Genomic DNA, 23,157 nt, shown 5'->3' on the forward strand with positions numbered 1-23,157 from the left:
CCCTGGAATCTTCCCGCACGAACCAGGATAACCGATCCGGGAGCGTCTTCGTCAGGCATGGAGTAGGATACGATGACCCACGAGACGAGACGGAGTGTGAGCTACGTTGTCCCATCCGGACGACACTCATCACCGATGTTAACACGGCGGCCGCCGGTCAACGGTCGTCACGACACCGATTTCCGTCAGTTGTCTCCGATTGCGTCCACCCGACTCGACGGCGTCCTCGATCCCGGACGGCGAGTTCACGCAAGCCACATTGGCGACCTATGAGCACTGTAGAGCAGCAACTCGACGATCTCAAAGCACAGATCACGAGCGAGTTACCGAGCGATATCTCGGTCTCCTCGGTGAAATACGAAGGCCCCGAACTGGTGGTCTACACTCGCGACCCGAAGAAATTCGCCCAGCAGGGCGATCTCATCCGACAGCTCGCGAGCAAACTTCGCAAGCGGATTACCGTCCGGCCCGACCCAAGCGTTCTCTCGCGACCTGAGCAGGCCCGCGAGGAGATCATGGGCGTTATCCCCGACGAAGCAGGAGTGACCGACCTCGATTTCCACGCCGATACCGGCGAAGTCGTCATCGAGGCCGAAAAGCCCGGCATGGTGATCGGCCGTCACGGCTCGACGCTCCGCGAAATCACGAAAAACGTCGGCTGGACGCCCGAAGTCGTCCGGACGCCGCCGATCGAATCTTCAACCGTCTCGAACGTCCGCAGCTTCCTCAAACAGGAACGCGACGAGCGCCGAGACATCTTGGAGAAGGTCGGCCGACAGATCCACCGCGAGGAGATGTCCGACGACGAGTACGTCCGCATCACCACACTGGGGTGCTGTCGTGAAGTCGGTCGCGCGTCGTTTATTCTCTCGACGCCCGAAACGCGGATCCTCATCGACTGCGGTGACAAACCCGGCGCGGAAGGCGAAGTGCCCTATCTCCACGCACCCGAGGCACTCGGCGCTGGCCCCCAGACCATCGACGCCGTCGTCCTGACCCACGCCCACCTCGACCACTCCGCGCTCATTCCGCTCCTGTTCAAGTACGGCTACGACGGCCCGATCTACTGTACCGAGCCCACGCGGGACCTGATGGGCCTGCTGACGCTCGACTATCTCGACGTTGCGGCCAAAGAAGGCCGCACTCCTCCCTACGATAGCGAACAGGTCCGCGAGGCGATCAAACACACCATCCCGCTCGAATATGGCGACGTCACCGACATCGCGCCGGACGTCAAACTCACCCTTCACAACGCCGGCCACATCCTCGGCTCGGCCGTCTCGCACTTCCATATCGGCGACGGTCTCTACAACGTCGCCTTCTCCGGCGACATCCACTACGAGGACACGCGCCTGTTCAACGGCGCAACCAACGACTTCCCGCGGGTCGAAACGCTCGTGATGGAGTCGACCTACGGCGGTCGCAACGACTACCAGACCGACCAGCAAGACTCCGAAGAGAAACTCAAGGAAGTAATCAATGAGACCTACGAGCAGGGCGGTAAGGTCGTCATTCCGGCGTTCGCGGTCGGCCGCTCCCAAGAAATCATGCTTGTCTTGGAGGAGGCGATGCGCAACGGCGACATTCCGTCGATGCCGGTCCACTTAGACGGCATGATCTGGGAGGCGACGGCGATCCACACCACCTACCCCGAATACCTCCGTGACGACCTGCGCGACCGCATCTTCCACGAGGACGAAAACCCCTTCCTCGCCGAGGAATTCAACCACATCGACGGCGGCGAGGAAGAACGCCAGGACGTCGCCGACGGCGACTCCTGTATTATCCTCTCGACGTCGGGGATGGTTACCGGCGGCCCGATCATGTCCTGGCTCTCGCATATCGGCCCCGATCCGGACTCGACGCTCGTCTTCGTCGGCTATCAGGCCCAGGGAACCCTCGGCCGACGCATTCAGAACGGTTGGGACGAGATTCCGACCAGCGAAGTCGGTGCCATGGGCAACGGCGGCGGCCGCGGCACCCTCTCGCTGAACATGGGCGTCGAAACCGTCGACGGCTTCTCCGGCCACGCCGACCGCGCCGGCCTCGAGAACTTCGTCAAAACGATGAACCCACGCCCCGAGAAGGTACTCTGTGTCCACGGCGACGAACGCTCCACGCAGGACCTCTCGAGCGCGCTCTATCACAACTACGACATGCGCACCTTCGCGCCGAAGAACCTCGAGACCTTCCGCTTCCTCTAAAGAAAGCCCTCGCGATCGCTTGGCAGCGATCGCTCGCCCTTTCAATGTCTACCGGAGCGCCTGCGGCGCTCCGGTCGCCCGGAAATCTTCGATTTCCGCAGGCCGCCAGGGTCGCACCGCAGCGCGGTGCGCGGATCTGCGCACCGCGCGGTCGGCCTGCCCTCCCCCGTGACTCGAGCGCTCGCCTCCTACTCGAGGCGAGCGCTCGAGTCGGCCACTGTGGAGGGTCGGGACCTGTCGAAATCGCGGCTGCCCAGACGTGGGCGGCTCGGAAACGAACGGAGAACCAGAGCAGCGTGCCGTGACGAGTGAACCGAACACCGAGTTGCTTATCGGTCGTTCGACTGGGCAGTCACTTCGTCGTCGGCCACTGTCGACTCGTCTCCCTCCCAGCGTTCCTCGTGGACGAGCGTCTCCATATCGAGTCGCTCACGCCAGCCCTCCTGCTGGAGAACCGGTTCCTCGGGGAAGCCGTCTTTCGGATAGCCGAGACAGAGATACGCGATCGGCTTGACGTGTGGCGGAATGTCGAGCACCTCCTGGAGCTCGTAGGGGTAGAGGACGCTCACCCAGCCGACGCCGACGCCCTCCGCGCGAGCGGCCAGCCATAGATTCTGCACCGCGAGACACGTCGAATAGACATCAGTACGCTTCATCGAATTGCGACCAAGCACGTGGGGCGCGCCGCGGGTCGGATCACAGGTCACGCAGATGTTGATCGGTGATTCGCGAATCCCCTCGAGTTTCAACTCCGCGAATTCGCTTCGCCGTGGTTCCTCGTAGCCCTCGCGGGCGGCCGCGATGGCGCGCTCTGCGATCGACGCGATTTCGGTTTTGGTCTCATCGTCACGGACAACCACGAGATCCCACGGCTGTGAGAAGCCGACGCTCGGTGCGTGATGGGCGGCTTGCAGCAGTCGCTCGAGGACCTCCTCGGGAATCGGGTCGTCGCGAAACCGCCGGATATCGCGCCGGGCGTAAATCGTCTTGTACACTGCCTCTCGTTCCGCGTCCGTGAATGCAACCATTGTTTCACAACTGCAATCAATATTGTATAAATCCAGTGACTAGCCGCCGGCAGGGGACTCGAGCGAGGACAGCCGAGACCGGCTGCCGACGGTGACGATGGGAGTCGCCAGCCCGGTCACTCGGGAGCGTCGACCGGATCGACGACCTCACCCGTCGCGGGATAGACACCGACCTGCTCGCAGATGTCGGCCATCGGGCACGCCTCGGGATCCTCGAGACAGGCTGGTTTCCGAGCGGTGCAGTATTCGCGGCCGAACTGGATCGTCGCCGTGTGACCGAAGCCACACTTGGCAGCAGGCACGTCGCGCTCGAGGGTCTCACGAACCGTTTCGTGATCGGCAGCCGGCGACGCGATTCCCATCCGTCGGTAGATCCGGTGGACGTGCGTGTCGACGGGGAAAACGCCGCCACGGCCACCCGAAAAGAGCAGGACACAATCGGCGGTCTTCGGGCCGACGCCTCGGACCTCGAGCAAGGTGTCACGAACCGTCTCAGGGTCCTCGTCCTTGACGAATGCATCGAACGCAGCGGCGGAGCCGAAGTCCTCGAGCACCCACTCGGCGGTGTCGATGATGGTTTCGGACTTCTGATTATAGAGGCCCGCCGAGCTGATCGTCTCGGCAAGCGTCGACTGCTCGGCGTCTGCAAGTGTCTCAGCCAGATCGACATCGTCGCCATCGTATCGCTCGAGCAGTGCGTCATGTGCCGGCTGGCTCGCCTTGTCGCTCGTGTTCTGGCTCAGGATCGTACGGACGAGACAGGTAAAGGCATCCTGGCCGCCGTAAGTCTTTTGCCAGTACAGCTCACCCAAGCGGTCAATGACCGCCTCCGCGCGGGTGTCGGCCGTCGCGGGATCGAACTCGGCGGCTATACCGCCACCTGCCGTGCCACCGCTGATGTTGACGGCTGGCTCCGGATCATCGCTCATATCGGGACCGTAGGACGGACAGGACAAAACCGCGACGGAAGCGGTGGTCTCGAGCGTGCGCTGACGACCGGTCACTCGACGCGAATCGTCACCGTCACGTCGGCACCGTCAGCCAGTGCGTCGACGAGGTCGCGGTCGAATCCTTCGGCTGCGAACTCGGCACCAACCATGATCGTCCGGTCGTCGATGTAGTCGCTCGTCCGTCCGACCGCGCTTCGCTCGTTGGTCAGTTCGAGATCAGGGTGGCCACGTCCCGAGACCGACGCCGTGTAGCCGTCAGCCTCGAGCGTGACCGTGATCGTTGCATTGGCGTCCTGACACGCCGCGACGAACTCGGGATCGAAATCAGCCGGGGAACGGTCGGCCTCGATCGCAAGGATGCAGTCGCCCGCAGGAGTGAGATAGTCGTCGGTCGTCACCTCGAAGGTGCTCGCGTGTTCGGCACTGACGTGCTCGTGACCGCGAGCCTGAATAACCTCTTCCATGCAACGGAGTTCGGTGCCGGTCGGAAAACGGGATCGAATCGGGCTCGTCTCGAGCCCGGCTATTGCTTAGATGAGGCTCGCGCCGTCGAAGTCGCCGCGGCTGTAGTCGATCTCCAGCAACTCGAGGATCGTCGGCGTGATGTCGAATAAGTCGGCGTCGTCGATCGTCGCCTCCGGATCGTCGATATAGAGCGACGTATTGTCGAAGCTGTGCATCCCGTTGCGCGGACCCGTATCGAAGACCTCGGCGTCGCCCTTGAAGCCGGACTTGAGGTCGAAGCCCTTGTTCGGGATCGCGACCAGGTCGGGCGCGATATCGTCGTGATCGCCACGGAAGGCCGCTTCCTTCTCGACGACGCGGTCGACGACTTTGTTGCCGTCGGGACCCTCGAGGGCCTCGAGCTCGGCTTTGAGCTGGTCGCGGACCTCGTCGTACTCGGATTCGGGGACGGAGCCGCGGGGTTCACGTCCCTCGAGGTTGATGTAGAAGCGACCGGGGATGAACGAGTAGGCTTTCGTATCAGTCGAGATGTCGCCCAGTTCCTCGGGGTCCTCGGTCTGGAAGGAGAGCCAGCCCTCCTCGCGAAGCCACTCGTTGAAGTGGACCTCGTAGTCGAGGCTGGTAAAGCCGTGGTCGGAGGCGACGATCATGGTGGCGTCGTCGGGGAGTGCCTCGCGGAGGCGGCCGATGTAGTCGTCGACCTTCTGGTAGAACTCGAGGAACTCGTCTTTGTACTCACCGTCGCGCTCGTAGTCCTTGAACAGGAAGTGGTTGACCCGGTCGGTCGTCATGAAGACGCCGAAAAAGAGGTCCCAGTCGTCTTCCTCGATGTAGTGTTTGAACGCCTCGAAGCGCGCGTCGACGGTCGCGTGGGCGTCCTCGATGAACTCGGCTTTGTCGTCCTGATGGCCGAGTTTCGGGTTGACGTCGATCCGGTAGTCGAGCGTCTCGAGGTAGCTCCCGACATCGTCGGGGCAGGCAGCTTTCTCGAGGTCGGGCGAGAGAAAGCCCGAGACCATCCGCTGGACGTCACGCTGTGGCGGGAAGGTGACGGGGACGTTCATGACGGTAGCCTCGCGACCGGCCGCTTGAACGCGGTCCCAGACGCGGTCGGCTTGGACGTCACGCCCCATCGGGACATAGGTGTCGTAGGTGCCGACTTCACGGTCCTGGAAGCCGTAGACGCCGGTCTCGCCGGGATTTTTCCCGGTCGTCAGCGACGGCCAGCAGGCGCTGGATTCCGGCGGGACGATGCTCGAGATTTCTGCCGCCGTGCCGTCGTCAGCGAGCGCTGCAAAGTTGGGAAACAGTTCCTCGTGCTCCGAGAGGAGACTATACGGTACGCCGTCGACCCCAATAAACGCGACTCGGGGGTCACCGTCGCCCCGTAATCGGTCGAACAGACCCATGGCCGGACGTAGTTCGACCGGGTACAAGAAGGTTCGTTTCGGAACAGTGTTTTGCGAATACCTGCGACGGAAGTCATCGGTTCGACAGTCGCCGACTGCAGACCGGCTGGGACCGTCCGCACGGGGATGCTCAGTGAGCGGTAAACACGCGACCCGACCGACGAGACCACACCGGCGGTAACGAAAGCGGGAGCGAGGACGATCGGTCGTCTGCGGCCTCGGACGTGGCGCGACAGGTTACTCGTCGCGGTCGCTCGAGTCTGCTGGCTCGAAGTTGGTCGGGACGACCGTGAGGTGAGCCATACCGACGCCGGACGTAGCTGCGTCGTCGGCCGACGATCCCGAACGTGGGGCGGGGTTGGATGCTGCCATACAGTGAGAGATACGGGCGAGACGGGCATAAAATTACCCATGCTCATAACGCATCCGGTAACCGGCCGGAGATTACTCTGGGGAATCAACCGGTGGAGCCGACGACAGAAACGAAAAACGACCGTTGGTGGTCGTTACTGGAAGTTCTCTTCGTAGAGGTCCTGGGCGTGTTCGATCGCGTCGTAGGCAGCCTGCTTGTCCTCCCAGCCCTGCGTCTCGACTTCCTTGCCTTCCTCTAAGTTCTTGTAGGTCTCAAAGAACTCGTCGATCTCGTCGAGTTGCTGCTGTGGGATGTCGTCGAGATCCTCGATGTGATCGTAGCGTGGGTCCTCACTCGGGACGGCGATGACCTTGTCGTCCTGCTCGCCGTCGTCGTCCATCTTCATCAGCGCGACGGGACGGGCTTCGATGACACAGCCGGGGAACGTCTGATCCTCGACGAGGACGAGCACGTCGAAGGGGTCCTCGTCGTCGTAATAGGACTGCGGGATGAAGCCGTAGTCACTTGGATAGTGAACGTTGCTGTGGAGCACGCGATCGAGGACGACGCCCGGCACGTCCTTGTCGTACTCGTACTTGTTTCGCTCGCCTTTGAGACATTCCACGACGGCGTAGATCTCTTCTGGCGCGTTCGGTCCAGTTTCGAGGTCTTCCCAGAGGTTGACCATGTATCGGAACATCCGTAGTCGATCAAAAAGTACTTTCGTAATCGACTGTCAGTATTCGAGTGACGGTTGCCAGAAACTCGACAGACACCACGAAGGCCCGTTACACCCGTCTTCGGCCTCGTATCGGTCGGTCACCGGGTGTCGGATCGGCTGATACGAAGTGATAGTTGACAAGTCTTAAATAGTCTGGTGACAATTGCACAAGTATGTCAGAGGCACAATCAATCACCGGCGAACAGAGTATTGCACGCGAACTCACCGCCTTCCAGAACAACATCCTCGTCATCCTCGCGAAGGAGCCGATGTACGGCCTCGCGATCAAGCGCGAACTCGAGGACTACTATGGGGCGGAAGTAAACCACGGGCGGCTCTACCCTAACCTCGACGAACTCGTCGACCTGGGACTAGTCGAGAAAAGCGAACTCGACAAGCGAACCAACCAGTACTCGCTGACCGACGACGGCTACGAGGCCGTCCTCGACGGCATCGAGTGGACGCTCTCGAAGGTCGTCACGGGCGACGACCGCGCAGACGAGATCCGCGACATCGTCGAAAACAGTTACTAGAACTGGTAGTTCGGGACTCGCTCGTCAGCAGTCTCGAAGATCAGTTCGATCGATTCCGCGATCACTTCTTGTTGGTCGTCCGATGGCCAGGCGTTCCTGACGAAGTAGTCCGTGCAAAACTCCGCGAGGTCGTCACCTGTCAGTGATTCGATCGGCTTCGCGTAGTGGTTGCCCGCGAAATCGGCTAATATTGCCGCGTTATTGGCGTGTACGTCGCCGTGGGTGTCCCTGACCGTCGCGACGAGGTCGCGGTTGTGGGCGTCGACGTCGTCCCACTCGTCCGGATCGCCTGTCCCCTCGAGCGGGATTTCGACCGCGCGGTCGATGTCCTCGATGCGGTCGGTCCGGATAACGCCGTCCTCGTGCCACTCCTCGGGATGGAGGACGAGGACGTCATCGCCGTCGTCGTCACGGATGCGCGAGGTAAAATCGTGTTCGTCGAGGAGGTCGTCACGCCGCTGTTCATAGGCTGTCGCTTCGTTGTCGTCGACAGTAGTGCGCTTCAGCCGGGTCAGTCGTTCGACTTCGTCGGCGACATCCCGGGGAAGGTCCGTCTCGTCGCTTGCAGCTTCGTCACCGTCCTCATCGCCGTCGATCGCGTTCGGATCGGTCATGAGAGCACGTACGCACGCGAGCGGTTTTCCGCTTGCCGGTCCAGACTCGTGCGCCGGCCGGTGTGGCCGTCACCGTTAGGCCTGATCCAGCGCCTCGTTGACGAGCCCGTCAGCGCGCTCGTTGACGTCTCGAGGGACGTACTCGAGGGTCCACTCGTCGAACGCGGCCAGTAGTTCGTGGACGGTCACGCGTTTCTCGCGCAGTTCGGGGTTGTTGGTGTCGTACTCGCCGCGGACCTGCTTGACGATGAGCTCGGAGTCGCCGCGGACGTGGACCTCGTCGTAGCCGTAGTCGCGGGCGGCTTCAAGGCCGGCGATCAGGGCCTCGTACTCGGCCTGGTTGTTCGTCGCCGTCCCGATCGTCTCGCCGTCTTCGGCGACGATGCCGTCGCTCGTGACGATCACCCAGCCGATCGCGGCGGGGCCGGGATTGCCTCGCGAGCCGCCGTCGAAATAGACGTGGGCGCGGCCGCCGCCCTCGCGGATCAGGGCCTCGAGGTCCCGCGGATCCGATCCCTGAATCACGACCTTGTCGTCGTAGGCGACGGCCGTTGCGCCACCCCGGCTGGCCCGCCAGCGCTCGTGGTCCGTGTTACCAGACTCGACAGAAACACCTGCGTCCTCGAGTCGCTTGCGGGCCGTCTCGACGTCACATTCGATAACCGGCATTCGTGTCCGGCATCGGCCAGAATGGGATAAAGGTTTTCCGGTTCCGAATCGTAAACCCTGGGTATAAACGCTTGTACTGCCTGTTTTCGGGCAGTACGGGTCAGGTTGGGAAAATCCTTGCCAAACATTTATATAGCGTGGTGATACTACTATAAAAGTGCGATGACACGGTCCACCCGCCAGCGGGAGCGAACGCGTGAGACGGACGAGACCGAGGATCAGGAAGGGGTACGTGCCTGTCCCGAGTGTGAATCGGATAATCTCGTCAAGGACTCCGACCGGGGAGAGCTCATCTGTGAAGACTGTGGGCTCGTCGTGGAGGAGGAACAGATCGACCCCGGCCCGGAGTGGCGGGCGTTCAATCACCAGGAACGGCAGGAAAAGTCCCGCGTCGGCGCGCCGACGACCCAGACGATGCACGACAAGGGGCTGACGACGACCATCGACTGGAAAGATAAGGACGCCTACGGCCGCTCGATCTCCTCGAAAAAGCGCAGCCAGATGCACCGGCTGCGCAAATGGCAGGAACGGATTCGAACCAAAGACGCCGGCGAGCGCAATCTTCAGTTCGCGCTCAGTGAAATCGACCGGATGGCCTCCGCACTGGGGGTGCCACGCTCGGTCCGCGAGGTCGCGTCGGTTATCTATCGACGCGCGCTCAAAGAAGACCTCATCCGCGGGCGCTCGATCGAAGGCGTCGCGACGTCGGCGCTGTATGCTGCCTGTCGCAAAGAAGGAATCCCGCGAAGCCTCGAGGAAATCTCGGAAGTCTCCCGCGTCGAACGCAAAGAGATCGGTCGCACGTATCGATACATCTCGCAGGAACTCGGCCTCGAGATGCGTCCCGTCGACCCGAAAAAATACGTCCCTCGCTTCTGTTCTGAACTCGAACTGTCCGAAGAGGTCCAGACCAAGGCCAACGAGATCATCGAGAAGACGGCCGAGGAAGGGTTGCTGTCGGGCAAATCACCAACGGGCTACGCCGCGGCTGCGATCTACGCTGCGTCCCTGCTGTGCAACGAGAAGAAGACCCAGCGCGAGGTCGCCGACGTCGCACAGGTGACCGAGGTGACGATCCGGAATCGGTATCAAGAACAGATCGAAGCGATGGGCATTCACGGCTAGCCGAGCGTCGTCTTCACTCCCGATTTTATCGCGTCGAAAACGCCATCGTAGCGGCCGCACTGCCGATCAGTACCGCATGGCCGGTCGCCAAACCGAGTCGGCTACTCGTCTTTGCCGACGCTGATGACCTGCAACAGCGAGTAGACCGGGACACCCTCGAGTTCTTCGACGCCCTGTTTGTCGGCGAGGACGACGCAGGCGAGTGGCTTCCCACCCTCGGCGCGGATGGCCTCGATCGTCTCGCGCATGGTGGTCCCGCTGGTGATGATGTCGTCGACGACATAGCACTCGCGGTCGCGGATACCGGCGAAGTTTCGGCTAAACGTGCCGCCGAGTTCCTCGATGTCTCCTTCCTCCCACTGGTGTTTCGCCGGCGTGTAGGTTCCGAGGTCGGTCTCGAGTTCGCGTGCGACCAGCGTCGCGATGGGGCCGCCGGCCTTTTCGATGCCGATCGTCAGGTCGACGTCCTCCCCGTGTTTGGCCAGCATGTCGGCCATCGCCGAGGCGATATGGTTCATTCGCTTGCTATCCCGGCCGATTGCCGACCAATCGACGTGGATGTCCTGTGGGCCGCTCACGCCGTTGGCCGGCGGTTGGGCCGGTTCCTCGGTCTGCTGGGGCGTCGTGCCGCTGCGCTCGACGAGCCAGCTCGCGGTCTCACGCGAGACGTTCAGTTCGTCCGCAATTTCGCCTTTCGAGAGCCCGCGAGCCGCGAGCTCGGCCGCGCTCTCGATGAGGTCGTCGACGTTTTTCATATAGCCGTGAATTCGACCGCTGTTTTTATAGTCGTGTCGTCATCCGGGGTTCCTGCCGACTCGTCGTCGGCAGTCGCGGCGTGTGCCGTCGCGTTTGGGAAGGCCCGATCGACTGACTCGAGGCCGTAGATCCCAGTCACGATCGCCTCGAGGACCCAGTCGGGAAGGTCCGCGAGCGTGTCTACGGCGGCCTCGAAGTGGCCGCGGTTGGAGTTGACGGTGCCGACGACGGCCTTGTTGTGAAGCACCAGTTCGCGGTGGAGTCGACCGCCGTCGATCTCGAAGGTCCAGTCGCTGGGGACGCCGAGCAAGGCGGCGACGCCGTTGGGAGCGAGCGCATCGATCGACTCGAAGGCGTGTTTCGCGTAGCCGGTCGCCTCGTAGATGAGGTCCATCGGCTCGTAGGCGGCCGGAATCTCGGCGACTGGCGTCTCGCGGGAGTCGATGTAGGTCGCGCCAAGCCGCTCAATGATGTCGATCACCGGATGTGGCCGGTCTTTCCGGCCGAGACAGTAGACCCGCTCGAAGTCGTCCGCTGCGGAAAACATCGCGGCAGTCAACAGGCCCAACGAGCCGGTGCCGAGGACGAGTGCGGCGTCGGGCTGCCAGCCAAAGGCCGAGCGGCTCGCGCGAGCGTGCTCGAGCGCCTTCTCGGTGATGCTGAGCGGTTCGACCAGAAAGCCCCACGGAGCGAGGTCGGCGGAGATCGGAACCAGAAACTCGGCCGGGCTCGTGATATATTCCGCCATGAACCCGTGTGCGCCGACGATCCCGCGTTCGACGTACGCGCCCTCGGGAGCCATGTCGGGCTCGCCGTGTTCGAAGTATTCGTTGGTCTCCGTTCCCGGCGGCGGCCGGCGAACCGTCGGAACGACGTACTGGCCCGCCTCGAGGCCGGTGTCGGTCGGGTCGTCGACGACGCCGACGGCCTCGTGGCCGAGGACGAGCCGGTCGTCGCCCTCGGGGGCCCCGCCGTGGCTCCCCTCGATAACCTCGTAATCGGTTCCGTCGACGCCCACGCGGTGGATTCGCACGAGCGCCTCGCCGGGGGCTGGTTCTGGAACGGGCCGCTTGATGACGTCGGGGACGCCCGCTCCGGGCTGGACTGCGATGGCTTTCATACACGCACAGTAGGAACCGTGAAGGTAAATATTTATTCCCGTTCGAGTTAATTGATGCAGCATGGACGATCTTGACAGTCAGGTATGGCCGAATGCCGATCCAGCGTCCCGACACAGCCGCCAGCGGAAACGATTATCCGACTGCCCATGCCTGTAGCCTCCATGGAGCGATACGATCTCGTCTACCAGCTCTACGACGAGTACGACACGAAGACCTTACGCGAGTTTCAGGAGTTCGTCGACGTCTTCCCTGCCGTTGACTCCCGGGTCGCCCTCGAGCACTGGCAAGGAGCGACCGAGGAACTCGAGGAGCGCAAAGACGAGATCCGGTCGTCGTTTGCGGCCGGCGAGACGTTCGCGGAGATCGCCGCCCGCGCGACCCGCGATCAGGCGTTTACCGCGCTCGATCTCGAGGCGAAGTACGACCGGGCGGTCAACGTTCTCGTCCTCGACGTCGACGAGACGCTGCGCTCTGCAGGCGGGACCGACAACGAGATCCCCCGTGAGACGCTGCATCTGCTGACCGAGTTCCACGAGGCTGGCGTCCCGATCGTCATCTGTACGGGTCAGACCCTAGAGAACGTCAAGGGATTCGCGATTCAGGGACTGGGCAGCGAGATCGTCCACTCGGGAGACCTCTCGATCGTCTACGAGGCGGGGACGGGCGTGTTCACGCCAGGCCACGGCGCGGACACGAAGCAGTTGCTCTACGAGGACTTAGAGGAGGAGATCCGAACCGTCTTCGACGATGTCCGCTCGCGCGTGCTGCCGGACGCCCCCGAGGAGCTGCGGCGGGGCTGTCACCTTCAGGGCAACGAGTTCAACGTCACGATGAAGCCCAACTACGAAACCGGCTCCGCGGACGCCCGCGAGATCATCGACGAGGCACTGGTCTATCTCATCGACCTGCTGGCCGACGCCGTCGGGGACACCCTCGAGAACGGCGATGGCGAGTCGTCGCTCGACGACGAGACGATCACCGACTGGACCCGCGCCTTCTATGCCGCACAGGACCCCGAAATCAGGGCCGTCCTCGAGAGTGAGGGCTCTTACCCCGACCTCGACGCCGACGCGGTGCCCGACGCGCTCACGGCCGTCTTAGAGCGGATCGACGTCGCCTACTACGAGGCCGACGCGGCCGAAATCGGCAGCCTCGAGTTGAACAAGGTTGTTGGCGTCGAGCGTGCACTGGACGTCCTCGGGGTTGACGACCCGTTCGCGCTCGTGATGGGCGACTCCAAGAGCGACCTCCGCGTGATGAAGTGGGTCGCGGAGAACGACGCCGGCATCGCGGCCGCCCCGGAACACGCTTCGCAGGACACCCTCCAGCACGTCCTCGAGACGGACGAACTCGTCTTCGACCGCGGGAAAAGCGTCGACGTGCTCCGGACGGTGTACGCACTGAATCGACTGGCTCGCCTTGGATAGCGACGACGCTGCTCGCGCTCGTCGTATCCCATTTTACAACGGTCTGAGGACCGTCATGAACCGTGACGTGCGCTTGTAAACTGCCGGCACACAAAGGCCGGCCCATCAATCCGGTTCGAGCCCTCTAGTGTCCCAGCGCGACCGTGACAGCGGCGTCGTTCGATGACCGAATTCGACACCGTTAGGAAGTGCGTGACCGATGACGACGATCGCAGAACTCTCGCTCTCGACGGCCGAGTTCGCACTCGCACAGACCATCGAGCAACGGCCAGCCCTCGAGCTTCGCGTCGAAAGCGTCGTCGCGGAGGGACCGACCCGAACCGCCCCGCTCGCCTGGTTCTCGAACGTCGATCCCGGCGAACTCGAGTCGGCTCTCGAGTCGGACCCAACCGTCGCCGAGTATCGGCAGTTGCTCGAGCGTACCGCCGACGGCGACCTGTTCTACCGGCTCGAGTACGCCGAAACCGCCGCGTCGGTCTGTCGGCGTGTCTACAGCCACGACGGGACGGTCCTCGACGCACACGTCCGCGACGAGCAGTGGACGCTCCGGTTGCTCTTTCCCCATCGTGAGGAGCTGGCGGCGGCCGTCTCCGCGATCGAAGACAACGGCGTCAGTATCGACGTCAGACGCATGGTCGAAGCCGGGCAGGAAGAGCAGTTCGAGACGACAGCGGCGCTGACCGAGCCCCAACAGGAGGCGATCGCCGAAGCCTACCGCCAGGGCTACTACGACGTGCCGCGTGAGATCTCGCTCGAGGAACTCGCGAACGAACTCGGCATCTCCCATCAGGCGCTCTCCGAGCGGCTGCGACGGGCGAACCGCGTCCTCGCGGGCGAACAGATAGACGAGTCGGCAAGCGAAATGGCGACGCCGGACTAACGGCGAATGGAATAGCCGGCGGGCGTTTTTTGGCCGTGCTCGACGGAGAGAGTGATATGTCGTATCACGATCCCGGCGCTGCCGATCCGCTGTCGCTACACGGCGTCGTGCCGCCGACCGTCACCGCGTTCGACGCCGACGAAGCCGTTGACTACGAGGGAACGGCCGCCCACGCCCGGTTCGTCGTCGACCGCGGCGCTCACGGCGTCTTCCCGCTGGGAACCAACGGCGAATTTCCACTGCTTTCGGGCGACGAGCGCGACCGGGTCGTCGAGGCCGTCGTCGACGAAGTCGGTGACGAAGTCCCGGTTATCGCCGGCGTCGGCGCGCCGAGTACCTATCGGACCGTCGCCCACGCTGAACACGCCGACTCCGTCGGCGCGGACGGGATCGTCGTCGTCACGCCGTACTACTATCCGATCGATCACGAAGGTACCCTCGAGCATTACCGCCGCGTCGCTGAAGCCGTCTCCGTGCCGGTCTACATCTACCACATTCCGAGCAAGACGGGCAACGAACTCTCGCTCGAGACGCTCTCCGAACTCGCAGCGATCGACACCGTCGCGGGTGTCAAAGACTCGAGCAAGGACGTGCCATGGCTCGCTCAGGCGATCGACGCCAATCCCGAGCTGACCTTCCTCGCCGGCTCGGATTCACTGGTCTTCACCGGGCTCGAGGTTGGCTGTTCGGGCGCGGTCAGCGCCGTCGCGAACGTCTTTCCGGAACTCGTCGTCGACTGCTATGAAGCCTACGACGCGGGCGACGAGGGTCGTGCGCGCGAACGCCAGAGTACGATTTTTCAGGTTCGGGATGCTCTCAAGATCGGCGGCGCGTATATGTCCGGCGTCAAGACTGCGCTCCGGATGCGTGACTTCGACGCTGGCCCGTTGCGGAGTCCACTCCGGCTCAAAGACGACGAGTCCGCACGGGAGATGCGCGAGCAACTCCAAGAACTGGACCTCGCGGGGCTAACTTAGACGGCTGTCGGCGAACAGTATATTCACCTGCCGCCCGTACCGGCATCTGTGACTGGGTACGACGCCGTTGTCTACGATCTGGACGGAACGCTCGTCGAGCTCGACGTCGACTGGGACGCCGTCGCCGTCGACGTTCGCGAGATCTATCACCGTGCGAACATCGAGCCGCCGGGCAACGGGCTCTGGGGAATGCTCGAGGCAGCCAGCGACGTCGGACTGGCAACGGATGTCGAGTCCGCCATCGCGGCCCACGAACACGACGGGGCACGAACGTCGGCCCGACTCGCCCACGCGGACGAGCTCCTCGAGCGGGCGCTGCCGGCGGGCGTCTGTTCGCTCAACTGCGAGCAGGCCTGTCGGATCGCACTTGAGGAACACGCCCTCAACCCAGCGGTCGATGCCGTGGTCGGCCGTGATACCGTCGAGACGTGGAAGCCGGATCCAGAACCGTTGCTCGCGACTGTCCGCCGACTCGACGCCGATCCCGACCGGGCGCTCTTCGTCGGCGACTCCGCGCGGGACCAGCGGACCGCAGAACGAGCAGGCGTCGACTTCGAGTACGTCGGCGAGGGTCCGTCGGGCGTATGAGAGGCGATTCGAGTAGTCGGGTTGACTACGCCTGCTTTCGTTTCGCGTAGGCAAACACGATGAGCGACGTGACCAACCAGACGGGGGCTCCGACCCGAATCGCGAACTCGGCGCGGTCGGTCCACGTCGGAAGGGTTGCGGTCGTCGAGATCGCGGCGACGATCGGCGCGCCGATCAGGATCGTGATAACGAAGGTCGTCTGCATAACCCAGGCATAGTCGACGCCGTCGGGTGTGGTCGTTTCGACGCGTTCAGGCACGCTCGAGTATGGCAACCCGGTCCTCTTAAGCGCCGCGGGTATGGCCGCGAGCGGCGTCGACGTGAGAACAACGACGTTTAATGACCGGCCACCAACCAATGAGTATGCCTACCGTGCGGGATCTCAAAACGAAGGCGGGCAACGAGCCGATCACGATGTTGACGGCCTACGACGCGCCGACGGCGGCGATCATCGACGAGGCCGGCACCGATATCATCCTCGTCGGCGACAGCCTCGGTAATACGAGTCTGGGCTATGAGACGACGCTGCCGGTCACCGTCGACGACATGGCTCGCCACACCGCCGCGGTCGCGCGTGCGACCGACGATGCACTCGTCGTCGCCGACATGCCCTTCCTCTCGATCGGCGTCGACGAGTCAGCCAGCGTCGAGAACGCTGGCCGGATGATAAAAGAAGCCGACGCCCATGCAGTCAAACTCGAGTGTGGTCCCCACACCGTCGACCTGACCGAGAAGCTGGTCCAGCTTGGCATTCCCGTGATGGCCCACCTCGGGCTGACACCCCAGCACGTCAATCAGTACGGTGGCTATCCGCGACAGGGGACCGACCAGGAAGCCGCCGAACGCATTCTCGAGCTAGCCGAAGCCCACGCGGACGCCGGTGCGTTCTCACTCGTTTTAGAACACGTCCCTGCGAACCTCGCGGCCGACGTGACACAGGCACTCGAGACTCCGACGATCGGAATCGGTGCCGGGCCCGACTGCGACGGACAAGTGCTCGTCATCGACGACGTCGTCGGTCTAAGCGAGTGGTCGCCCTCGTTTTCGAAACAGTTCGGGAACGTCCGCGCGGAGATGGAATCAGCCGTCGACGACTACGTCTCAGCAGTCGAGTCCGGCGAGTTCCCTGCCGAGGAACACAGTCACGAAGAGGCCGATCTCGAGGAACTCTACTGAGACTGCTGATCGTTGGCTGCGAGTATACTTGATCGCACGGAGCATCTATGTCCGGTCAGCCGCGAATGGATCGCTGGTGGCGCACCTTCGGGCCGGCTCTCAATAAATATGTGATAATATGCCACATAGGTATAGTGTCGATATAGGGCCGGTGTTTATATATTCGGACGGTGGAGGTGCAGCTACAACGCGAGGATCGCACCCATGCACGAGTCACCGATGGGAGTTACGCCTGAATCGACCACCGAACACACGTCGCGGCTCCAGCACATCACCGTCGACCAGGACGACGTAGTGGTGTGTACGATGTTCCCACAGAACGTCGATGAGAACGCGGCCGCGACGCAGTGGATCACCGCCACGGCCGATTCGTTCGCCTCCCTCGAAGAACAGCGGTAGTCCACGGAACAGGCGACGTCTCCGACGGTCATCTCCGGCACGTGTCCCACGTCGCTCGCCCGCCGTGTGCTGTCCGGCCGGCCCTACTCGAGAGTCGCAGTCAGGAACTCGTCGATGGTCTCGTTGAACGCCGCCGGCCGTTCGATCATCGCCAAGTGTGCCGCGTCGTCGATCTCGGCGAGTTCGCCCCCGTCGATTTCGTCGGCGAGGTACTCGTGGAACCATGGCGGTGTCAACTGGTCGTACTCACCGTACACGGCGAGCGATGGGGTGTCAATCTCGTCGAGTCGCCCGCGAACGTCGAACTCGTGGCTCGTGAGGAAGTCCCGGTTTGTAATCTCTTGTCCGGTGTCGTACATCTGCTCTACCGATCGCTCGGGCAGGTTCGGGTCGGGATCGTGAAAGAGTCGATCCGGGCCGTGGAGGAATTCGACGGCCCGTTCGAAGTCGGATTTCAGCCATGTCAGCAGGTCATCGAGAACGCCGAGACGAGCCCCCGTCCCTGTCAACACGGTCGCCGCAGGATCGAACTCACGCTCGAGTAAGATATGTAAGACGATCGCACCGCCGAGCGAGTTTCCGACGAGGACCGACGCATCGGTATCATCGACGACGGCCAAGACGTCGTCGGCGTATGCAGACAGTGCTGTATAGCCGGAGCTCGCATCGACATCGTCCGAGTCACCGTGGCCGCTTAGATCGAGCGTGACGATCGGATAGCGATCGGCGAGTGCGTGCTGGCCGTTCCAGACCGCGTGTGACCCCCCGCTCCCGTGAACGAAACAAAGAGGCGGTCCGTCACCGCCCCGGTCGACGACCTCGTACGCCGTCTCCCGACCGTTGTGTAATACCGTTTCCATACGCGACGAAACGTGCGGAACGGGTATAAAGACTCGAGCCACCGCTCACTGGAGTTCGCCAGCAATGACGTTTTGTCTCACCAACAACTATGTCGATGCGACTGGAACCGCCTCATCGTGCTGTGAACCACAAACAGAGATCTCTTCGGGCGGTTCGCTCCCGTCTTGCGATTGTCGCCGAAATACTTATATGTCGCTAGAGCTTACCTTGGGTTAGTTGAAGCATGAATCTCGAACAATTCACCCGCGAAGAGGGGCAGTTAGCCCGTCGGTACGAGTACGACGATGCCACGGTGATGGCCGTCGACTTCGGTACCGAGGCGACTGAGGCTTCGGTCGACGTCGTCGACGATACCGTCATCATCGTCATCGCTGACGACCAGTACGAGATCGATCTCCCCGAGACCGTGGAACGCGCACACACGTTTATCAAAAACGGCGTGCTCACTGTCAAACTGGAGGACGAACGATGAAACTCACCGTCAAACCACTCAAACAGAAAGACGCGGGCCGTGGACTGGCCGCGATCGACCGCGTCTCGATGAACGAACTCGGCCTCGAGAACGGCGATTATATCGTCATCTCGGGCAACGGTGACGGACAGGCCGTCGCGCGCGTCTGGCCCGGCTATCCCGAGGACGAGGGACGCGGAATCGTCCGGATCGACGGCCGTCTCCGACAGGAGGCCGACGTCGGGATCGACGACACCGTCAGCATCGAGCCCGCCGACGTCAAGCCCGCCAAGTCCGTCACCGTCGCGCTCCCACAGAATCTCCGCATTCGAGGAGACATCGGTCCACTCGTCCGTGACAAGCTAAGCGGCCAGGCCGTCACTGAGGGACAGACGGTACCGTTCTCGCTGTCGTTCGGCCCGATGGCCAGTTCCGGCCAGTCGGTGCCGCTGAAGATCGCGGGTACCTCGCCGTCGGGCACCGTCGTCATCACGGACTCGACGAGCATCGAGATCTCCGAGACGCCGGCCGAACAGGTCAGCGCCGGCGGCGGTCCGTCGGCCGAAGGCGTCCCGAACGTCACTTACGAGGACATCGGCGGCTTGGACGAGGAACTCGATCAGGTCCGCGAGATGATCGAGCTGCCGATGCGCCACCCCGAGCTGTTCCAGCAGCTCGGCATCGAGCCACCGAAAGGCGTCCTCCTGCACGGCCCGCCGGGCACCGGGAAGACCCTGATGGCGAAAGCCGTCGCCAACGAGATCGACGCCCACTTCGAGACGATCTCTGGGCCGGAGATCATGTCGAAGTACTACGGCGAGTCCGAAGAGCAGCTGCGCGAGGTCTTCGAGGAGGCAGAAGAGAACGCCCCCGCGATCATCTTCATCGACGAGCTCGACTCGATCGCCGCCAAGCGCGAAGAGGCAGGCGGTGACGTCGAACGCCGCGTCGTCGCCCAGCTGCTCAGCCTGATGGACGGCCTCGAGGAACGGGGCCGCGTCACCGTCATCGGCGCGACCAACCGCGTCGACGCACTCGACCCCGCGCTCCGCCGTGGCGGGCGCTTCGACCGCGAAATCGAGATCGGCGTCCCGGACAAGGAGGGCCGCAAGGAGATTCTGCAGGTCCACACCCGCGGGATGCCCCTCTCGGAGTCGATCGACTTAGAGCACTACGCCGAGAACACCCACGGCTTCGTGGGTGCCGACCTCGAGAGTCTGGCCCGCGAAAGCGCGATGAACGCGCTCCGTCGAATCCGGCCCGAACTCGACCTCGAGAGCGAAGAAATCGACGCCGATGTCCTCGAGTCACTGAAAGTGACCGAGGCCGACGTCAAAGAGGCGCTCAAAGGGATCCAGCCCTCGGCGCTGCGCGAGGTCTTCGTCGAAGTCCCCGACGTCACCTGGAACGACGTCGGTGGGCTCGGGGACACCAAAGAGCGCCTGCGCGAGACGATCCAGTGGCCGCTCGACTACCCCGAAGTCTTCGAGCAGATGGACATGCAGGCCGCCAAGGGCGTCCTCATGTACGGCCCGCCGGGCACCGGGAAGACCCTGCTCGCAAAGGCCGTCGCCAACGAGGCCCAGTCGAACTTCATCTCGATCAAGGGTCCCGAACTGCTCAACAAGTACGTCGGTGAGTCCGAAAAGGGCGTCCGCGAAGTCTTCGAGAAGGCGCGGTCGAACGCCCCGACCGTGATCTTCTTCGACGAGATCGACTCGATCGCGGGCGAACGCGGCCAGCGCCAGGGTGACTCCGGCGTCGGCGAACGCGTCGTCTCCCAGCTGCTGACCGAACTCGACGGGCTCGAGGAACTCGAGGACGTCGTCGTCATCGCGACGACCAACCGACCCGACCTGATCGACAGCGCCCTGCTCCGGCCCGGCCGACTCGACCGTCACGTCCACGTGCCGGTTCCCGACGAGGATGGCCGCAAGAAGATTTTCGAGGTTCACACCCGCGGCAAACCGCTGGCCGACGCGGTCGACCTCGAGTGGCTCGCCAGTGAGACGGAGGGCTACGTCGGTGCCGACATCGAAGCAGTCTGCCGTGAGGCATCGATGGCCGCCAGCCGCGAGTTCATCAACTCGGTCGACCCCGACGAGATGGACGACACGATCAGCAACGTCCGTGTCGGCAAAGAACACTTCGAGCACGCACTCGAGGAAGTCAACCCGAGCGTGAGCCCCGAGACGCGCGAGCGCTACGAGGAACTCGAAGAGGAGTTCCAGCAGGCCGAACCGACCCAGGACGAACAGCTCGGTCGAACCTTCCAGTAAGGTCGACCGCTGCGTCCCGCAGTTCTCGCGTCCCGCCCGATTTTTGGCCCGCCGATCGAGCGCTACTGCGATCGTTCTCGGTGGCTGTATGTTCAGGATGGAGAGCTAGCGCTCTCGACCGGCCGGACAACACGGTATACGGGACACATGACCCGCTACGACAGCGGGTCACTCGCGGTCTGAATACGCGAGTTCGGTGTCGCCGTCCTCAGCGTCGGGAATCCGGAAGCCGCCTTCAGCACGGGTTCCCACTGTCCGCTGTGGGTACGGGATGTCGATCTCCTCTCGGTCGAAGGAAGCTTTGAGTGCGTGGACGGCAGCCTGGATCGTCGTCCACTTCTTGTGCACGTTCGGCTGTTCGATCCAGAACCGACACTCGAGTGTGATCGCAGAATCGTCGAACGACGTCGGAATGACCTGTGGTTTCGGGGCAGGCGACACATCGTCGATCCCTTCGAGCGCCTCGCGTGCGACGGCTTCGGCGTGTTCGAGATCGGTCTCGTAGTCGACACCGACCTCGAGTCGGAGTCGCAACCGGTTTCGTTTCGTCCGGTTGACAACCGTGGCGCTCGATACCTTATCGTTCGGCAATACGATGATTTCGCCGTCGAAGCTTCGGATTCGGGTGTTGGTGATCGTAATGTCGACGACGAGTCCCTCATGGTCGCCGACCTGGACCCAGTCACCGATCTCGAACGGCCGAGAGAACATCAGGACGAAGCCGGCGATCAGCGACCCCAACGTCTGTTGGGCTGCCATCCCCATGACGATGCCGAGGAATCCCGCCCCGACGAGCAAGCCGCCGAGATTGATCTGCCACAACGACAGTGCCGCTAGTCCGACCGCGATAAAGATCGTTACCTGTAGCACGCGGAAGACGACTCCCTCCTGATGGGCGGTCACATAGTTCGCATTGGCGAGCCAGTCGTCCAGTTGCTGTTCGAGATACCGCGTCCCGATGACCGCACCAGCGAGGAGCGAAACCGTCAGCACGACCCGGAGGGCGACTGGGACAGCCGTTGTGAGCACTGAGAGCACGAGGACTGCAAGCGATCCGTACCCCCAGATAATGAGTAACACCAGTCCCGTGGCGAGCAACACCGTCGCTTGTAGCGATCGGATCACTGCCCGCATCGGAAACGGAATATCCGACAGTCCATCGACGACCTCGAGAACCGAGCCCACATCGCTCTCCTCGAGTCGGTCACCAGCGAACGTCACGAACCGCCGGACGAGTGCCGGTGCGATCACAAACCCACTAAGGATAGCCATGACGAGAACTGCGATCGTCGATGCCAGCCGTGCCTCTGTCGTCGTAATTGACTCGAGTGGTGTTAAAATCGGTTCAGTGTACTCGGTGATGGACACGGGTGGGTCAAGAACAGTCGGTCACGTGGAAGAACGTATTGATCGATTATGAATTCATCAAATGAAAAGATAATCTTAGGCGAGTAGATAACAACCGATCACAAACTGATGCGATCATGGCCACAGAACGCGATGCACACCTGATCGCACGACATGACAGCAGGTGTGAACCGGATACGCGCTCAGTGTGCGATGTCGACCGGCTCGAGTGCCGCTAGTACCTCGTCTGCATGGCCCTCGGGCGAGACGTCCTCGTAAACGGCCTCGATGTGGCCGTCGGGACCGACGACGTAGGTGTTGCGGAAGACGCCATCGAAGGTCTTGCCGAACAGTCGTTTCTCGCCGTAGGACTCGTACAGCGTCGCGACTTCGCCGAACTCGTCTGAGAGGAGATCGAACTCGAGGTCGTAGTCGGCCGCGAAATCGGCGAGATCGTCGACGGGATCATCACTGATGCCGACAACGGCAGCGTCGCGGGCTGCAAACGTCGAGAGCACGTCGTTGAACTCGCAGGCCTCGGTGGTACACCCGTCCGTATTGGCGCGGGGATAGAAGTAGACGACGAGCCGTTGTCCCTCGAAGTCCGAGTAGCTGACCGTCTCGCCGTGTTGGTTTGGCAGTTCGAACGGTGGTGCCTCGTCACCGATATCAAGCATGCCTCCGGGTTAGCGACAGCGATTGTATGCGTTATGGTTCACTATCGGCAAATATGTAGATTGCAGTTGGACAAACAGACTACTATCGGAAAATATGTAGAGACGGTTGGGCAAACAGAGTCATACATCCATCACGCGTAACTGGTCG

The 23,157-nt window shown here is 62.6% G+C and carries 25 protein-coding genes; 11 read left to right on the plus strand and 14 right to left on the minus strand.

Annotated elements, in window-relative coordinates; translation table 11 throughout:
* The first annotated feature begins 269 nt into the window (after positions 1–269).
* The gene (locus BSG09_RS05810) at positions 270–2,204 is read left to right on the plus strand and encodes a beta-CASP ribonuclease aCPSF1 (protein ID WP_092931086.1); all 1,935 of its coding nucleotides are present in this window, start codon (positions 270–272) and stop codon (positions 2,202–2,204) included.
* 329 nt (positions 2,205–2,533) lie between these two features.
* Here the strand turns inward: BSG09_RS05810 and bluB are convergent, their stop codons facing one another.
* From bluB to BSG09_RS05835, 6 genes are all read right to left on the minus strand, one after another.
* Positions 2,534–3,232 (minus strand): 5,6-dimethylbenzimidazole synthase, encoded by a 699-nt coding sequence (gene bluB / locus BSG09_RS05815; protein ID WP_092931088.1) that lies wholly within the window; start codon positions 3,230–3,232, stop codon positions 2,534–2,536.
* 116 nt (positions 3,233–3,348) lie between these two features.
* Positions 3,349–4,161 (minus strand): endonuclease III domain-containing protein, encoded by an 813-nt coding sequence (locus BSG09_RS05820; protein WP_092931279.1) that lies wholly within the window; start codon positions 4,159–4,161, stop codon positions 3,349–3,351.
* A gap of 71 nt (positions 4,162–4,232) precedes the next feature.
* Positions 4,233–4,646 carry a DUF371 domain-containing protein gene (locus BSG09_RS05825; RefSeq protein WP_092931090.1) on the minus strand — a complete coding sequence of 138 codons (414 nt, stop codon included), beginning with the start codon at positions 4,644–4,646 and terminating at the stop codon, positions 4,233–4,235.
* A 66-nt stretch (positions 4,647–4,712) separates the two neighbouring features.
* Positions 4,713–6,056 carry an alkaline phosphatase family protein gene (locus BSG09_RS05830; protein ID WP_092931092.1) on the minus strand — a complete coding sequence of 448 codons (1,344 nt, stop codon included), beginning with the start codon at positions 6,054–6,056 and terminating at the stop codon, positions 4,713–4,715.
* A 237-nt stretch (positions 6,057–6,293) separates the two neighbouring features.
* Complete coding sequence (locus BSG09_RS21540) at positions 6,294–6,428, minus strand: hypothetical protein (protein WP_262488506.1); 135 nt, start codon at positions 6,426–6,428, stop codon at positions 6,294–6,296.
* A gap of 134 nt (positions 6,429–6,562) precedes the next feature.
* On the minus strand, positions 6,563–7,096 hold the full coding sequence (locus BSG09_RS05835; protein ID WP_092931281.1) for an inorganic diphosphatase: 534 nt from the start codon (positions 7,094–7,096) through the stop codon (positions 6,563–6,565).
* Positions 7,097–7,302: 206 nt separating this feature from the next.
* On the opposite strand from BSG09_RS05835, the gene BSG09_RS05840 reads away from it, so the two are divergent.
* A complete protein-coding gene (locus tag BSG09_RS05840) occupies positions 7,303–7,662 on the plus strand; it encodes a PadR family transcriptional regulator (protein ID WP_092931094.1) in 360 nt (119 codons plus the stop codon).
* Here the strand turns inward: BSG09_RS05840 and BSG09_RS05845 are convergent.
* Both BSG09_RS05845 and rnhA read right to left on the minus strand, forming a co-directional pair.
* Positions 7,659–8,276, minus strand: coding sequence for a DUF7108 family protein (locus BSG09_RS05845; RefSeq protein WP_092931096.1), 618 nt, complete (start codon positions 8,274–8,276; stop codon positions 7,659–7,661). The genes BSG09_RS05840 and BSG09_RS05845 overlap by 4 nt on opposite strands.
* A gap of 75 nt (positions 8,277–8,351) precedes the next feature.
* Positions 8,352–8,945: a ribonuclease HI gene (rnhA, locus tag BSG09_RS05850; RefSeq protein ID WP_092931098.1), complete on the minus strand. Its 594-nt coding sequence runs from the start codon at positions 8,943–8,945 to the stop codon at positions 8,352–8,354.
* Between the two features lie 162 nt (positions 8,946–9,107).
* Here rnhA and BSG09_RS05855 point away from each other — a divergent pair, with 162 nt between their 5' ends.
* The gene (locus BSG09_RS05855; protein ID WP_006184711.1) at positions 9,108–10,070 is read left to right on the plus strand and encodes a transcription initiation factor IIB; all 963 of its coding nucleotides are present in this window, start codon (positions 9,108–9,110) and stop codon (positions 10,068–10,070) included.
* 101 nt (positions 10,071–10,171) lie between these two features.
* Here BSG09_RS05855 and gfcR read toward each other — a convergent pair whose 3' ends face one another.
* Together gfcR and BSG09_RS05865 are read right to left on the minus strand one after the other, a co-directional pair.
* Positions 10,172–10,825: a transcriptional regulator GfcR gene (gfcR, locus tag BSG09_RS05860; RefSeq protein ID WP_092931100.1), complete on the minus strand. Its 654-nt coding sequence runs from the start codon at positions 10,823–10,825 to the stop codon at positions 10,172–10,174.
* Positions 10,822–11,946: a glucose 1-dehydrogenase gene (locus BSG09_RS05865; protein WP_092931102.1), complete on the minus strand. Its 1,125-nt coding sequence runs from the start codon at positions 11,944–11,946 to the stop codon at positions 10,822–10,824. Before BSG09_RS05865 ends, gfcR begins: the two co-directional genes overlap by 4 nt.
* 162 nt (positions 11,947–12,108) lie before the next feature.
* On the opposite strand from BSG09_RS05865, the gene BSG09_RS05870 reads away from it, so the two are divergent.
* The 4 genes from BSG09_RS05870 to BSG09_RS05885 all read left to right on the plus strand — a co-directional run bounded on the left by BSG09_RS05870 (position 12,109) and on the right by BSG09_RS05885 (position 15,819).
* Positions 12,109–13,374 (plus strand): HAD family hydrolase, encoded by a 1,266-nt coding sequence (locus BSG09_RS05870; RefSeq protein WP_092931104.1) that lies wholly within the window; start codon positions 12,109–12,111, stop codon positions 13,372–13,374.
* A 199-nt stretch (positions 13,375–13,573) separates the two neighbouring features.
* Positions 13,574–14,254: a helix-turn-helix domain-containing protein gene (locus BSG09_RS05875; protein ID WP_092931106.1), complete on the plus strand. Its 681-nt coding sequence runs from the start codon at positions 13,574–13,576 to the stop codon at positions 14,252–14,254.
* Positions 14,255–14,310: 56 nt separating this feature from the next.
* On the plus strand, positions 14,311–15,231 hold the full coding sequence (locus BSG09_RS05880; protein WP_092931108.1) for a dihydrodipicolinate synthase family protein: 921 nt from the start codon (positions 14,311–14,313) through the stop codon (positions 15,229–15,231).
* A gap of 48 nt (positions 15,232–15,279) precedes the next feature.
* Positions 15,280–15,819 carry an HAD family hydrolase gene (locus BSG09_RS05885; RefSeq protein WP_092931110.1) on the plus strand — a complete coding sequence of 180 codons (540 nt, stop codon included), beginning with the start codon at positions 15,280–15,282 and terminating at the stop codon, positions 15,817–15,819.
* Between the two features lie 25 nt (positions 15,820–15,844).
* Here the strand turns inward: BSG09_RS05885 and BSG09_RS05890 are convergent, their stop codons facing one another.
* Positions 15,845–16,078, minus strand: coding sequence for a DUF5822 domain-containing protein (locus BSG09_RS05890; protein ID WP_092931112.1), 234 nt, complete (start codon positions 16,076–16,078; stop codon positions 15,845–15,847).
* Between the two features lie 104 nt (positions 16,079–16,182).
* Between BSG09_RS05890 and panB the strand changes: the two genes are divergently transcribed.
* Both panB and BSG09_RS05900 read left to right on the plus strand, forming a co-directional pair.
* Positions 16,183–16,995, plus strand: a complete 813-nt coding sequence (gene panB, locus BSG09_RS05895; protein ID WP_092931114.1) for a 3-methyl-2-oxobutanoate hydroxymethyltransferase — start codon at positions 16,183–16,185, stop codon at positions 16,993–16,995.
* A gap of 204 nt (positions 16,996–17,199) precedes the next feature.
* Positions 17,200–17,394 carry a DUF7511 domain-containing protein gene (locus tag BSG09_RS05900; RefSeq protein ID WP_092931116.1) on the plus strand — a complete coding sequence of 65 codons (195 nt, stop codon included), beginning with the start codon at positions 17,200–17,202 and terminating at the stop codon, positions 17,392–17,394.
* Positions 17,395–17,477: 83 nt separating this feature from the next.
* Here BSG09_RS05900 and BSG09_RS05905 read toward each other — a convergent pair whose 3' ends face one another.
* Positions 17,478–18,254 carry an alpha/beta fold hydrolase gene (locus BSG09_RS05905; protein ID WP_092931118.1) on the minus strand — a complete coding sequence of 259 codons (777 nt, stop codon included), beginning with the start codon at positions 18,252–18,254 and terminating at the stop codon, positions 17,478–17,480.
* Between the two features lie 224 nt (positions 18,255–18,478).
* Between BSG09_RS05905 and BSG09_RS05910 the strand changes: the two genes are divergently transcribed.
* The gene (locus BSG09_RS05910; RefSeq protein WP_092931120.1) at positions 18,479–18,727 is read left to right on the plus strand and encodes a DUF7127 family protein; all 249 of its coding nucleotides are present in this window, start codon (positions 18,479–18,481) and stop codon (positions 18,725–18,727) included.
* Positions 18,724–20,985, plus strand: a complete 2,262-nt coding sequence (locus tag BSG09_RS05915) for a CDC48 family AAA ATPase (RefSeq protein WP_092931122.1) — start codon at positions 18,724–18,726, stop codon at positions 20,983–20,985. The genes BSG09_RS05910 and BSG09_RS05915 overlap by 4 nt, the downstream gene beginning before the upstream one ends.
* A gap of 168 nt (positions 20,986–21,153) precedes the next feature.
* Here BSG09_RS05915 and BSG09_RS05920 read toward each other — a convergent pair whose 3' ends face one another.
* Both BSG09_RS05920 and bcp read right to left on the minus strand, forming a co-directional pair.
* Positions 21,154–22,347, minus strand: coding sequence for a mechanosensitive ion channel family protein (locus BSG09_RS05920; protein WP_092931283.1), 1,194 nt, complete (start codon positions 22,345–22,347; stop codon positions 21,154–21,156).
* Between the two features lie 188 nt (positions 22,348–22,535).
* Positions 22,536–23,009: a thioredoxin-dependent thiol peroxidase gene (bcp, locus tag BSG09_RS05925; RefSeq protein ID WP_092931124.1), complete on the minus strand. Its 474-nt coding sequence runs from the start codon at positions 23,007–23,009 to the stop codon at positions 22,536–22,538.
* Positions 23,010–23,157 lie beyond the last annotated feature (148 nt).

The sequence above is a fragment of the Natrinema hispanicum genome, from assembly GCF_900111485.1.
Classification (GTDB): domain Archaea; phylum Halobacteriota; class Halobacteria; order Halobacteriales; family Natrialbaceae; genus Natrinema; species Natrinema hispanicum_A.